The organism is Huijunlia imazamoxiresistens (assembly GCF_037132455.1).
Taxonomy (GTDB): Bacteria; Bacteroidota; Bacteroidia; order Chitinophagales; family Chitinophagaceae; genus Flavisolibacter; species Flavisolibacter imazamoxiresistens.
The window spans coordinates 38,719-50,957 of sequence record NZ_JBBBEI010000018.1; the positions used below are offsets into that span (position 1 = coordinate 38,719).

At 55.3% G+C, this 12,239-nt stretch carries 15 protein-coding genes; 12 read left to right on the top strand and 3 right to left on the bottom strand.

Going from position 1 to position 12,239, the window contains the following annotated elements; translation table 11 throughout:
• The first annotated feature begins 110 nt into the window (after positions 1-110).
• From V9K67_RS19320 to V9K67_RS19330, 3 genes are all read left to right on the top strand, one after another.
• Positions 111-1,769 (top strand): TonB-dependent receptor, encoded by a 1,659-nt coding sequence (locus tag V9K67_RS19320; protein WP_336725303.1) that lies wholly within the window; start codon positions 111-113, stop codon positions 1,767-1,769.
• Positions 1,770-1,804: 35 nt separating this feature from the next.
• Positions 1,805-2,437 carry a hypothetical protein gene (locus V9K67_RS19325; protein ID WP_336725305.1) on the top strand — a complete coding sequence of 211 codons (633 nt, stop codon included), beginning with the start codon at positions 1,805-1,807 and terminating at the stop codon, positions 2,435-2,437.
• Positions 2,438-2,507: 70 nt separating this feature from the next.
• Positions 2,508-3,407: a class I SAM-dependent methyltransferase gene (locus tag V9K67_RS19330; RefSeq protein ID WP_336725306.1), complete on the top strand. Its 900-nt coding sequence runs from the start codon at positions 2,508-2,510 to the stop codon at positions 3,405-3,407.
• A gap of 75 nt (positions 3,408-3,482) precedes the next feature.
• On the opposite strand, the gene V9K67_RS19335 is transcribed toward V9K67_RS19330, so the two are convergent.
• On the bottom strand, positions 3,483-4,301 hold the full coding sequence (locus V9K67_RS19335; RefSeq protein WP_336725307.1) for a glutaminyl-peptide cyclotransferase: 819 nt from the start codon (positions 4,299-4,301) through the stop codon (positions 3,483-3,485).
• A gap of 71 nt (positions 4,302-4,372) precedes the next feature.
• The gene (locus V9K67_RS19340; RefSeq protein ID WP_336725308.1) at positions 4,373-5,512 is read right to left on the bottom strand and encodes an NAD(P)/FAD-dependent oxidoreductase; all 1,140 of its coding nucleotides are present in this window, start codon (positions 5,510-5,512) and stop codon (positions 4,373-4,375) included.
• A gap of 200 nt (positions 5,513-5,712) precedes the next feature.
• On the opposite strand from V9K67_RS19340, the gene V9K67_RS19345 reads away from it, so the two are divergent.
• Positions 5,713-6,477: a DUF4197 domain-containing protein gene (locus V9K67_RS19345; RefSeq protein WP_336725310.1), complete on the top strand. Its 765-nt coding sequence runs from the start codon at positions 5,713-5,715 to the stop codon at positions 6,475-6,477.
• Between the two features lie 82 nt (positions 6,478-6,559).
• On the opposite strand, the gene lpdA is transcribed toward V9K67_RS19345, so the two are convergent.
• Positions 6,560-7,963, bottom strand: coding sequence for a dihydrolipoyl dehydrogenase (gene lpdA / locus V9K67_RS19350; protein ID WP_336725312.1), 1,404 nt, complete (start codon positions 7,961-7,963; stop codon positions 6,560-6,562).
• Positions 7,964-8,320: 357 nt separating this feature from the next.
• Here lpdA and V9K67_RS19355 point away from each other — a divergent pair, with 357 nt between their 5' ends.
• The 8 genes from V9K67_RS19355 to V9K67_RS19390 all read left to right on the top strand — a co-directional run bounded on the left by V9K67_RS19355 (position 8,321) and on the right by V9K67_RS19390 (position 12,191).
• On the top strand, positions 8,321-8,542 hold the full coding sequence (locus tag V9K67_RS19355; protein WP_336725314.1) for a hypothetical protein: 222 nt from the start codon (positions 8,321-8,323) through the stop codon (positions 8,540-8,542).
• Positions 8,543-8,715: 173 nt separating this feature from the next.
• Positions 8,716-8,952, top strand: a complete 237-nt coding sequence (gene rpmB / locus V9K67_RS19360) for a 50S ribosomal protein L28 (protein ID WP_336725316.1) — start codon at positions 8,716-8,718, stop codon at positions 8,950-8,952.
• A gap of 12 nt (positions 8,953-8,964) precedes the next feature.
• Entirely contained in the window at positions 8,965-9,147 is a 183-nt protein-coding gene (rpmG, locus tag V9K67_RS19365) for a 50S ribosomal protein L33 (protein ID WP_336725319.1), read from the top strand.
• Between the two features lie 77 nt (positions 9,148-9,224).
• Positions 9,225-9,398, top strand: coding sequence for a DUF4295 family protein (locus V9K67_RS19370; protein WP_279298251.1), 174 nt, complete (start codon positions 9,225-9,227; stop codon positions 9,396-9,398).
• Positions 9,399-9,566: 168 nt separating this feature from the next.
• Positions 9,567-9,800, top strand: coding sequence for a PLDc N-terminal domain-containing protein (locus tag V9K67_RS19375; protein ID WP_336725321.1), 234 nt, complete (start codon positions 9,567-9,569; stop codon positions 9,798-9,800).
• A 33-nt stretch (positions 9,801-9,833) separates the two neighbouring features.
• Entirely contained in the window at positions 9,834-10,805 is a 972-nt protein-coding gene (gene ftsY, locus V9K67_RS19380; RefSeq protein WP_336725322.1) for a signal recognition particle-docking protein FtsY, read from the top strand.
• Between the two features lie 84 nt (positions 10,806-10,889).
• A complete protein-coding gene (locus tag V9K67_RS19385; RefSeq protein ID WP_336725324.1) occupies positions 10,890-11,354 on the top strand; it encodes an RNA polymerase sigma factor in 465 nt (154 codons plus the stop codon).
• Positions 11,355-12,191: an anti-sigma factor gene (locus tag V9K67_RS19390; RefSeq protein WP_336725326.1), complete on the top strand. Its 837-nt coding sequence runs from the start codon at positions 11,355-11,357 to the stop codon at positions 12,189-12,191. It begins immediately after the preceding gene.
• The last annotated feature ends 48 nt before the right edge of the window (positions 12,192-12,239 follow it).

Below are 12,239 nucleotides of genomic sequence, written 5' to 3' on the forward strand. Positions count from 1 at the left end.
TTAACCCTATGCGATCAACCCAACCCGGTAATCACAACTCAGGAACTCAGGAACATAGGAACATAGGAACTCAGGAACTCAAACTCGTAAACACGTAAACTCGTAAACTCGTGAACTCTTTAAAGCATATATCGTTTCGGAACCCCTCTCTTCTGGCAGGATTTGTATTGGTGAGCCTGGCTGCGTCGGCTCAGGATACCGCCACCATTAAGAAACGGGAAGTGAAGGTGACTTCCACCTTCAAACCCGTTTTGAAAGAAGCTGCCAAGATCAACCTCAATCCCACACCTCCCACGGCCGACACCACCCGTCCGCGGCTGCAATACCAGGTGCCCAACCAGAACCTGCAGTTCCGGCTGCAGCCCGGTTCGCTAAAGCCGCTGGCCCTGAAGGTGGATACCGGCGGGCGCTGGGACAACGAAAGCTATATCAAGGCAGGCTACGGCAGCCTGAAAACGCCCTTCCTGCAGGCCGGCCTGTCGGTGGGCGACGGCAAGACCACCGGCATGAACCTGTATGCCAAGCATATTTCCTCGCAGGGCAAACGGGCCTACCAGGATTTTTCCAACACCAACGTGGAAGCCAAGGGCTTTTTGCAGACCGGCAATATCGAGTGGAACGGCAGCCTGGGCACCGACCACGAAACCTATTACAAATACGGCTTCCAGCCCGATTCGCTCAAATTTTCCGAGGACTCGCTGAAAGTGAAATTCACCACCTGGAAAGGGCGGGTGAGCTTTCACAACATCAACCGCACCGCCTACGACATTTCCTACGCGCCGGAGGTTAAGGTGGACGTGTTCAACGACCGGCTGAAGAACTCGGAAAGCAACACTTACATCTACCTGCCTGTGCGCAAGACGGTAGGCCGGATCTTCGAGGTGGATGCCGCCGCGGAGGTGAACCTGACGCGTTTCAAGCCGAAGGACAGCAGTGCCATCAACAACAACTTTGTCGTACTGTCGCCCTCCGTGCTGTTTAAAACGCCCAATGCCTTTATCCAGGCGGGCATCAAGCCGTCGTGGAACAACGGCGCCTTCACGGTATTTCCCAACGTGCTGGCCGAATTCAGCATTCCCAACAAGCAGTTTACCGTGCAACTGGGCTGGACCGGCTGGCTGCGCAACAGTGGCTTCCAGTACACTGCCGGCCAGAACCCCTGGATCTATGCGCCCGCCACCATTAAGAATACCCGCGTCGAGGAGCGCTATATCGGCCTGAAAGGCTCGGTGGGCGACCACCTGAACTTCAGCGCCAAGGCGGCCTTCAACAAGCTGAACGACCAACCCCTGTTCCTCAACGACTCGCTGACCGGCAAATCGTTCAACGTGGTGTACGAGTCGCAGATGAAGGTGATCCACCTGGGCGGGGAAATGGGCATTACCGTAGGTGAGCGCTTTTCGCTGATCTCCAACCTGGCCGTGAACAAGTTTACCAACCTCAAAGACAACAGCAAGGCCTGGGGCCTGCTGCGCACCGAGTTCACCACCAAGGCCCGCGTGCAGGCCATGAAGGACCTGTACCTGACCGCCGACCTGTTTGCTTTCGATGGCCCCTGGTACCGCGACCGCCAGGGAGATGGCAACCGGCAGAAGGGCGCCCTGGACCTCGGCGCAGGAGCGGAGTTCAAAGTGTATAAAAACCTGAAGGTATGGGCCCAGTTCAACAACCTGCTGAACAAGGAATACCAGCGCTGGAACCAATACCCGGTTTATGGCTTCAACTTAATGGGCGGTATCGTATTTTCGTTCGCGCAAAAACATCAGTAGATTTCGGACTTTCCAACTTTGAAAATTTATTATTTGTGTTTTATCAGCTTTCCAAGTATTTGTTTCAGTACAACCAGGTGAGTATCCCGGGCATCGGCCGTTTTGAGCTGGTGCGGCAGCCGGCAAGGGCGGAGGAGCGGGGCTTTGCACCTCCCGCCTATGCCACCCGCTATGCGGCGGATGGCGGCCCGGTGGCGGTGGTGCCGGAGCACCAGCTGGTGTTCCTGGCGGGCCAGTTGCGCACCAATACCGCCTCGGCGGCCCAGCTGCTCGAGGACTTTGGCCGCCAGCTGGAAAACACACTGCGGAAGGAACCCTTTTACTGGAACGGCATTGGAAAACTGGAACTTTCTGCAAACGGCCTTCTTTTTCAGCCCGAACGGCTGGCCCCTGAGGGCTGGCAAACGGTGGAAGCCGAAAAGGCCGTTCGCGAAGCCCCGGCCCCCGCAGTTCCGGCCGAAACAAAAAACATACAGGAGCAGCCGGTGGAGATGCATACGGCCAAAAAGCAGCGGCCCTGGCTGGTGATCATTGCCTGGATCCTGGTCTTCCTGTGCGCGCTGGCCCTTGCTTTCTATTTTTACCAGAACGGTTTTTTCACTCCATCGGCCGGCAACCGGCAGCCGATACCGGCAGAAGCCCCCGGTGCTTCGTATCAAAAGCAATAGGGCGGTAGGCGGTACCTCCCGACTCCGGAACTTTGGAACTCTGGAACTTTGGAACTACTTTGCGCCCTCTATGAACGGTTACGTGCACCATACCCATTGCCCGGTTTGCGGGAACAGCGAGATCAATCCCCTGCTGACGGTAAAAGATTTTTCGGTCAGCGGAAAGGAGTTTGTCGTTTGGCAATGCGCTGCCTGCAGCCTGCGGTTTACCCAGGATGCGCCGGATGAGGCCTCCATCGGTCCCTACTATAAATCGCCCGATTATATTTCGCATACCAACACCAGCAAGGGGATGATCAACAAGGCCTACCAGGCCGTACGGAATTATACCCTGAAGCAAAAGCAGCAACTGATCGTTTCCCAAACCGGCGTGCAGACAGGGGCTATCCTGGATGTCGGCTGCGGTACGGGCGCCTTCCTGGCGGTGATGAAGAAGGGCGGCTGGAAAACCGAAGGAATTGAGCTGGACAGCGATGCCCGCCGGCTGGCCAGGGAGCTGAACGGCATTGTCGCCCGCGAGCCTTCGGTGATGGCCCAATTACCTGCAGGCTCGTTTGACGCCATCACCCTCTGGCATGTGCTCGAGCACGTACACGACCTGCATCCCTACGTGGAGCGGCTAAAGGAGTTGCTGAAGAAAGGGGGGAAAATCTTCATTGCCGTGCCCAACTACCAGTCCCTCGACGCCGGCATTTATCGTCCTTATTGGGCCGCTTATGACGTGCCCCGTCACCTGTATCATTTCTCGCCCCGTTCCGTGGAGGTGCTGCTGCAAAAGCACGGCCTGAAGCTGACCGCGAAAAAGCCCATGTGGTTCGACAGCTTTTACATCGCCCTGTTGAGCAGCAAATACCGCTTCGGCTCCACCCGCTGGATCTCCGCCCTGTTCAACGGCCTGCGCTCCAACCTCACCGCCGCCACCAATAAGGATAAGTGCAGTTCCCTGATCTATGTAGTGGAGAAGGCATAAAGAAAGCATTCAACTAAAAAAGGCCGCAGTCGAAGCTGCGGCCTTTTTTAGGAACATTCGGAAGGAAACGGGGAATTAATGCTGGAACTGGATCTCGTACAATTCCTGCCAGAGCTTTCCGGTCACATACACTTTCTTTGTTTCGGGGTTATAGGCGATGCCGTTCAATTCCAGTGCGTCGGGGTTTTTGGCTTTCACCCGGTTGACGAGGTCCGACAGGTCCATCTTGGCCACAACCTGGCCGCTGTTCGGGTCGATCTTGATGATGTAGTTGTACATCCACTGGTTGGCATAAACGTAGCCGTCGATGTACTCCAACTCGTTAATATTGATGGCGGGGCTCCCGTTTTCGGTTACTCCCTGCGTACGCAGCAACCGGAAGGTGCCGGGCTCGTAAAAATACAGGTTGCTGGTGCCGTCGGAAGCAATAATGGATTTCCCGTCATGGGTCAGGCCCCAGCCCTCGGTGTTCAAGGGAAGTTCTTTGACCTTCTTGAAATCCTTTGCCGAATACACCAGCACGGTCTTTTCTTTCCAGGTAAGCTGGTACAGCGTATCGTTCACCACCGTAAGGCCTTCACCAAATAACTTCTCCGGCAGCGATACGGATCTTTCCGGTTTGCCGGTCTTCAGGTCCAGGTGCAGCAGCTTCGACTTGCCGTAATTGCCGGTACTTTCCAGCAGCTGGCCGTTGTAAAATTCCAGGCCTTCGGTAAAGGAGGAGGTGTCGTGCGGGTAGGCGGCCGCTACCGAGTAGCTTAAAGCCGGCACCGAGGCGGAAGGGACGTTGCTGCCGGGGTCGCCGGAAGTGTCCGGTGTATGGTTATCGTTACTCGTGCAGCCTGTCATCGCCAGGAGACCGCAGGCAAGAAAAAAGATCGAAAATTTTTTCATCGCGCAAATGTAGCAGAAGTTCACCTGTTCACAAGTTCGCTTGTTCCCGAGTTGTTGTTAAGGTTTGTACACTACCCATCCGACATCATTTCCGAAACCCGTTGCCCTGCCAGCGGGGCCAGGGCCACACCCATGCCGCTCATACGGACGGCGCAGAACACTCCCGGCGCCACCTGCTGCACCAGGGGCATCTTTTCGCCCCCCATGGCCATGATGCCGCTCCAGCGGTAATCGATGGTGTAGCGGCCTGCGTGGTGGGGCAGGACCACCTGCGCCAGGTAGGCTTCCAGTTCGTTCTGAATGAGCGGGGTCAGGTGCATCTCCGTAGTTTCCTCTTCATCAAATGCCTTGTTGCGGGCGCCTCCCAGCAGCACCCGGTCGCCCAGGTTGCGGAAATAATAAAAGCCTTCGTCGGAATGGAAGGTGCCTTTCCAGGGAAGGTCCCGAATGGGCGAGGTGAGGAGCACCTGCCCGCGGGCCGGCACCACGTCCAGCCGGGGCAGCAGCTGGCGGGCAAAGGCGTTGGTGCACACCAGCAGCTGGCGGGCCTGCAGTCGGAAGGGCTGGCTGGTAGCGATCTCCAGGCTTCCGGCCCGGGGCTCGAAGGCGGTAACGGCAGTGGAGGGGAACACCTGCACGCCCATGCCCTGCACCGTCTGCAGCAGCGCCTGCAGCAGCTTGCCCGAGTGCAGCGCGCCTTCCAGCCGGTTCCGCACCAGGTGCCGGGTATGGCCAAAGCCGAAGGAGGGGAGCTCCTCGTCGATGCGCTCAAAGGTTTGGTGCGTGCCGGTGATGGCTTTCAGGGCACCATTCAGGAAGTGGATATTTTTCTCCAGGCGGGAAGCGGAAAGGCTATCGGCGGCGTCATAAAGTTCATAGCCGCCGCAGGGATCGAAATCAATACGGTCGGCTCCGAAACAGTCCCGGATCTGCTGCAATCCGCGGAAGCGCATGGCCACCAGCTCCAGCATGCGGGCGGCGCCCATCTTGCCGGCATCGTACACCAGCTCGCTTACGCTGCCGAAGCAGGCAAAGCCCGCATTGCGGGTGCTGGCGCCGGCGGGGATCACCGAGCGGTCGGCCACGGTGATCTTCCACGAAGGGTGCTTTTTCTTCAGCCAGTAAGCCGACCACAGCCCCGTAAAGCCGCTGCCGGCGATCACCACGTCCTGCGGGGCGAAAAACGTTTCCTGTTCCCAGATGCTGACCATAAGGCTGGAGGTTTTGATGGCGGAAAGGGACGGTCCATGAAATTAAGGATAAAGTTAAAATGACGGGGCAACGGAAGATGCTACCGCCTAAATTGTACTTTGCGGCCGGTAATGTTTAATTTAGGCTTAAACCTTTTTTCAACTACCGGGTCCATTGGCCGGCTACTTCCGCCACCTTTATTCACCGTCAAAAAACCTGTATGAAAAAAATACTACTGTTTTGCTCCGTCCTGTTGATCGGTTCCGCCTCCCTGCAGGCACAGGGTTTCAAGAGCATTTTTAAAGAAGCCACGAAAAAAGATTCCAACGTTCAGTCCACGGTCGGTAAGATCTTTGGTGCCGGCAGTGGCAAGGGCCTTGGCCTGAGCAACGAAGACATCGTCAACGGCCTGAAGGAAGCCCTGTCGGTAGGCGCCGAAAGAGGGGCGAATAAGCTGTCCGCCGCCGACGGCTTTTTCAAGGATGCCGTCCTGAAAATCCTGATGCCTCCCGAGGCCCTGAAGGCCGAGAAGACCCTGCGCAACCTGGGCATGGGCAAGCTGGTGGACAACGCCATTCTTTCCATGAACCGTGCGGCCGAAGACGCCGCCAAAAGCGCCGCCCCCATCTTTGTTACCGCCGTCAAACAAATGACCTTCCAGGACGCCCTGGGCATTTTGAAAGGCGGCGACTTTGCCGCCACCAACTACCTGAAAGGAAAAACCAGCAGCCCGCTGACCGAAGCCTTCCGCCCCGTCATCGAAAGCTCGCTGCAGAAGGTGAATGCCACCAAGTACTGGAACGACGTCTTTACCGCCTACAACAAGTTCAGCATCAATAAGGTCAATCCCGACCTGTCGGGTTATGTGACCGAGAAGGCCATGGCGGGCATTTTCTACCAGCTGGGTCTCGAAGAACAAAAGATCCGCAAAGACCCCGTTGCCCGTACGACGGACCTCTTAAAGAAAGTTTTCGGTAACCTGTAAGTTCCTGAGTTCCTGAGTTCCTGAGTTCCAGACATAAAAAAGACCGCGGGGAAACCGCGGTCTTTTTTATGTCTGGAAGTGATTATAAGTGGATCGCTTCGCCGTAAGCCACCTCGATGGCATCCTTGATGCTTTCGCTGATGGTGGGGTGCGGGTGAATGCTGTTCAGCACTTCGTGGTAGGTGGTTTCCAGCTTGCGGGATACCACGGTTTCGGCGATCAGTTCGGTTACGTTGTAGCCGATCATGTGGGTGCCGAGCCATTCGCCGTATTTGGCGTCGAAGATCACTTTCACAAAGCCTTCCTGGTGGCCGGCAGCGGTAGCTTTACCGGAGGCGCTCAGGGGGAACTTGCCTACTTTGATCTCGTAGCCGGCATCTTTTGCCTGCTTTTCGGTCAGGCCTACGGAAGCTACTTCGGGAGTGCAATAGGTACAGCCCGGAACGTTGTTGTAGTCCAGGGGTTCGGGTTTGTGGTTGAATTTCTTCTCGTTGTAGGCGATGTTTTCCACGCAGATGATGGCTTCTTTGGAAGCCACGTGGGCCAGGGCCTGGCCGGGAACGCAGTCGCCGATGGCGTAGATGCCCGGAACGGAGGTCTGGTAGTATTTTTCAACCGAGATGCGGCCTTTGTCGGTTTTCACGCCTACGGTTTCGAGGCCCAGGTTTTCGATGTTGGCCTGTACGCCGATGGCGCTCAGCAGCACATCCGCTTCCAGGGTCACTTCGCCGTTAGCGGTCTTCACGGTGGCTTTCACGCCGTTGCCGGAAGTATCCACTTTGGTCACCTCGCTGTTGGTCATGATGTCGATGCCTTGCTTCTTGAAGTTCTTTTCCAGTTCTTTGGAGATGTCTTCATCTTCCACCGGAACGATGCGGGGCAGGAACTCCACGATGGTCACCTTGGTGCCCATGCTGTTGTAGAAGTAGCCGAATTCCACGCCGATGGCGCCGCTACCCACAACGATCATGCTTTTGGGCTGCTGGGGCAGTACCATGGCTTCGCGGTAGCCCACGATCTTTTTACCGTCGATGGGCATGGCGGGCAGCTGGCGGCTGCGGGCGCCGGTGGCCAGGATGATGTGTTTGGCCTCTACGGTTTGTTTGCCGCCATCGGCTGCGGTCACTTCGATCTTGCCCTTGGCAACCAGTTTGCCAAAGCCGTTGATCACGTCGATCTTGTTTTTGCGCATCAGGAAGGCAATACCCTTGCTCATTTTATCGGCAACGCCGCGGCTGCGCTTGATCACCGCTCCAAAGTTGTGCTGTCCGGTAGCTTCAATGCCAAATTCCTGGGCGTGCTTGATGTACTCGTACACCTGAGCACTCTTCAATAAAGCTTTTGTGGGAATACAACCCCAGTTCAGACAAATGCCGCCCAAACTTTCTTTTTCAATTACAGCCGTTTTAAAACCAAGCTGCGCGGCGCGGATAGCAGCTACATAACCGCCGGGGCCACTGCCAATAACAACTACATCGTAAGCCATGATGATGATTTAATTTAAATTTAGTCGATTAGGTCCCACAAGGGAAGGGTCAAGTGGGTCGACCGGGTCAAAAACGTCAAATGGGTCAAAAGGGGCATTACCATTAATGACCGCTTTGACCCATTTGACCCTCTGGACGCCGATGACGCATTTGACAATTCTGACTCATGAAACCTGAATTTTATTGCGGAGCGAAGCTAATCTAAAATGCAGAAAATGCAAAAGCCTTCCTGTTTAAAAGAATGCATGGCAACGGATTATATGTGTAAAACTCTGCCGTTGTGGGGCTCGTTTTTGGCTTGTGGCACTGCTTCTGCAGGGAAATCAATTGTTTTATAATGTAAAAAGGAGGGAATAATGGATGCCTATCAACCGGTAAGCGAGGAATTCCGCGGGGAGCTGGAGGTGCTGGCGGCGCTCAAAAAGCACTGCCGCCTGAAGTTCCGGGCCGATAACGGGGCGGTGGTAACCCTGGACACCACCATTTTAAATGTTTATGCCGATGAGGACGGCGTCTACCTCAAGACCGGCAGCGGCCTGGAACTCCGCCTGGACCGGTTAGTGGAGGTGGTCGGCTAAGCAAAAAAAAGAGGGGAGGATGGTGAAGGAATCTCTCTTTTTTTCCTAGCTTGCCCACCGGGGCACTTTTGCTCGTTTTCCACTTTTTTTCGGTTAGTTGAAAAAAATATCCTCATTCTCTCCTCACTTTCGGAAATTTTCTCTACTTTTGCCGTCCAAAATTTTTCCAAGTCATGGCACGAGTATGTCAGGTTACCGGTAAGACGCCGATTGGTGGAAATTATGTTTCGCACTCGAACATTAAGACCAAGCGCCGTTATCTGCCGAATTTACAAACCAAACGTTTTTTCCTCGCAGAAGAAAATAAGTGGATCACTTTAAAACTGTCTGCAGATGGAATTCGCACGATTAATAAAAAAGGATTGTTTAACGTTGTAAAGGAGCTCCGCGCTGCTGGTCAACACATCTAAAAATAGTTAACAATGGCAAAGAAAGGAAACCGTGTACAGGTGATTTTAGAGTGTACTGAGCAGAAGAACACCAGTGTTCCCGGCACCAGTCGCTATATCTCCGAAAAAAACAAAAAGAACAATCCGGAAAGATTGGAACTGAAGAAGTACAATCCGAACCTGAAAAAAGTGACTGTTCACAAAGAAATTAAATAGTTTGTGGTTTGTAGTTTGTGGTTTATTTAGTGGTAAATCGCAGGCGCTCGACCCCGTAATCTTATAAACGCATAATCATGGCAAAAGCAGCAAAAACCGCGATTAAAACCAAAGACCAGAAAGCAGCCGCTGAAGCTAAAAACTGGAGCAAAGTGATCAAAGCTGTACGTAGCCCCAAGACAGGTGCTTACACCTTCAAGGAAGCTATCGTACACAAGGATAAAGTGAAAGATTTCTTAGCACAGAAATAAACAAAGGGTTAGTAATTTTTCCGGAAGCTGTCTCATTGAGGCAGCTTTTGTAGTTTGTGCCTGTACCAGCCCACGGGGCCGCCGTTGAAACTTGGCCCATTTACCCGTTTTTCTATTTTAATCCTTACCTTGGCACACCTGAACGGGGACAAAACCCCCTAAACCATTATGAGCCTGCTGACCCCTTCAATTATGTTGATCATTTTTTCAATGATGGCGTTTGTCTCCCTCATTGTCATGATAATTGCTCTGGTAGATCTGCTGCGGAGCGACTTCAAGGGACGGTACGACAAACTCATCTGGGTTTTATTGATCCTGTTCCTGCCGTTCCTGCTGGGGCCGATCCTGTATTATTTTATCGGGCGGAACCAGAAAAGGGCCCCGCAGGAAGGGTTGTTGTAATTGTACATTGTATATCGTAAATCGAAAATAGTTATGGGATTTTTTGATAAGCTGTTTGGTAAGAAAGAAAAACAAAGCCTGGACGAAGGACTGCAGAAGACGAAGGAAAACTTCTTTTCCAAGGTATCGAAAGCCATTGCCGGGAAAAGCACCGTAGACGAAGAAGTGCTGGACAACCTCGAAGACGCCCTGGTCAGCGCCGATGTGGGCATCGACACCACCGTCCAGATCATCGAACGCATCGAAGCCCGCGTAGCCCGCGATAAATACCTCAATACCAGCGAACTCAACCGCATTCTCCAGGACGAGATCGAAACCACCCTGGTCGACGCTCCCTCCGCCAACTCCTACGACTTCCATTCCGACCTGCCCACCAAGCCCTACGTGATCCTGGTGGTCGGCGTTAACGGCGTGGGCAAGACCACCACCATCGGCAAGCTGGCGCATAACTTCAAAAAAGCCGGCAAATCGGTGCTGCTGGGCGCCTCCGATACCTTCCGGGCCGCGGCCGTAGACCAACTGACCATCTGGAGCGACCGTGTAGGCGTGCCCATCGTCAAACAGCCCATGGGCTCCGACCCCGCAGCCGTGGCCTTCGATACGGTACAAAGCGCCGTTTCCCGCGATACCGACGTAGTACTGATCGATACCGCCGGCCGCCTGCACAACAAGCTGCACCTGATGGAGGAGCTGAGCAAGATCCGCCGCGTCATCCAGAAAGTTATTCCCGACGCCCCCCACGAAGTGCTGCTGGTGCTCGACGGCTCCACCGGCCAGAACGCCCTGGAGCAGGCCAAGCATTTTACCGCTGCCACCGAAGTGTCGGCCCTGGCCATTACCAAGCTCGACGGTACCGCCAAGGGCGGCGTGGTACTGGCCATTGCCAACCAGTTCAAGATCCCGGTGAAATTCATCGGCGTAGGGGAGAAGGTGGACGACCTGCTGGTGTTTGACAAGCACGAGTTCGTGGACAGCCTGTTCAACCTGGAACGCAACAAAGATTAAACGTTTCTGCCACCCGTCCCCACATATACCGAAGCCGAACTCATCGAGGCCCTGCTCCGGCGGAGCGAGCAGGCCTATGCCTATTTGTACGACCATTATTCCCAGGCCCTGCTGGGCGTTATCTTCCAGGTGCTGCCCGTGCAGGAAACGGCCGAAGACGTGCTCCAGGAGGTGTTTGTCAAGATCTGGCAGCAAATCCGCTCGTACGACCCCGCCAAGGGGCGCCTGTACACCTGGATGCTCAACATCGCCCGCAACAGCGCCATCGACCGCACCCGCTCCAAAGATTTTGCCCGCCAGGGAAAAACTACGGAGCTTACCGACAACGTATATAACGGCGGGGAAGGCGTGGAAGGCAGGGTGGCCGACGTGGGCCTGAAAAAAACACTGGAGCGCCTGCCGGCCGACAGCCGCCGCCTGCTGGAGCTGGCTTATTTCCAGGGCTATACCCAGGACGAGATTTCCAAAATGCTGCAGCTGCCCCTGGGCACGGTAAAGACCCGCATCCGGTCGGTACTGCTGCAATTGCGAAAAGTTATTGAAAAATAAATGGACCTGAGCTGTATCATATCATCCGGCGACCTCGAACTCTATGTTCTGGGACTGCTGCCCGAAGACGAAGCGGAAAAGGTCGGGCAACTGGCAGCGCTGTTCCCCCAAATCCGGGAGGAGATCGACCGGATCACCGATGCGTTGGCCGGGGCGGCGGCTGCAGCGGCACCCACCCCTTCCCCCGGGTTGAAAGCAGCGGTGCTGGGCCGCCTGTCCGAACTGGAGCAGGAGGAAGGCCATGTGCCTGCCCGGGTGGTGCCCATGGTAGAGGAGCCGGCCACCCCGGCTCCCATTATCCCGCTGCCTACCAAGCGGAAGGGGCCAAATTACTGGCTGGCGGCCTGCATCCTCGCCCTGGTCCTGTGCACCGGCTTCATCATTAACCTGCTGCTGGTCAACAACCAGTCCGAGATCCGGCTGGCGCTGCAGCAACAGCAAATGGACAGCATGAAAGCCCGCCAGGCTTCCGGTCGCGAGCAATTGCTGGCCTACCGCCGTACGGTGGACATGATGCACAGCCCCGACTACAGCAAGGTCCGCCTGACCCAGGTGCCCGGCATGCCCACCGCCGAGGCCCAGGTGTTCTGGAACAAAAAGACCGGGGACGTCTACCTCTCCGACCTCTCGCTGCCCGGCGCCCCCCCGGATAAGCAATACCAGCTCTGGGCCATCGTGGACGGCCAGCCCGTAGATGCCGGCATGCTGCAGGGCGAAAAAGGCGTGGCCCACAAAATGAAGTCCTTCCCCAAAGCCGAAATGTTCGCCATCACCCTCGAACGCAAAGGCGGCAGCCAAACTCCGGAGGGGAAGATGTATGTGGCGGGAAAAGTCTGATGAGTTTACGGGTTTACAAGTTTACGAGTTCCTTCCTAAGTTCCTGAG

Coding starts and splice junctions, on each gene's coding strand:
- V9K67_RS19330 (WP_336725306.1), top strand. CDS start 2,508: ATGAACGGTTACGTGCACCATACCCATTGCCCGGTTTGCGGGAACAGC.
- V9K67_RS19335 (WP_336725307.1), bottom strand. CDS start 4,301: ATGAAAAAATTTTCGATCTTTTTTCTTGCCTGCGGTCTCCTGGCGATG.
- V9K67_RS19340 (WP_336725308.1), bottom strand. CDS start 5,512: ATGGTCAGCATCTGGGAACAGGAAACGTTTTTCGCCCCGCAGGACGTG.
- V9K67_RS19345 (WP_336725310.1), top strand. CDS start 5,713: ATGAAAAAAATACTACTGTTTTGCTCCGTCCTGTTGATCGGTTCCGCC.
- lpdA (WP_336725312.1), bottom strand. CDS start 7,963: ATGGCTTACGATGTAGTTGTTATTGGCAGTGGCCCCGGCGGTTATGTA.
- V9K67_RS19355 (WP_336725314.1), top strand. CDS start 8,321: ATGGATGCCTATCAACCGGTAAGCGAGGAATTCCGCGGGGAGCTGGAG.
- rpmB (WP_336725316.1), top strand. CDS start 8,716: ATGGCACGAGTATGTCAGGTTACCGGTAAGACGCCGATTGGTGGAAAT.
- rpmG (WP_336725319.1), top strand. CDS start 8,965: ATGGCAAAGAAAGGAAACCGTGTACAGGTGATTTTAGAGTGTACTGAG.
- V9K67_RS19370 (WP_279298251.1), top strand. CDS start 9,225: ATGGCAAAAGCAGCAAAAACCGCGATTAAAACCAAAGACCAGAAAGCA.
- V9K67_RS19375 (WP_336725321.1), top strand. CDS start 9,567: ATGAGCCTGCTGACCCCTTCAATTATGTTGATCATTTTTTCAATGATG.
- ftsY (WP_336725322.1), top strand. CDS start 9,834: ATGGGATTTTTTGATAAGCTGTTTGGTAAGAAAGAAAAACAAAGCCTG.
- V9K67_RS19390 (WP_336725326.1), top strand. CDS start 11,355: ATGGACCTGAGCTGTATCATATCATCCGGCGACCTCGAACTCTATGTT.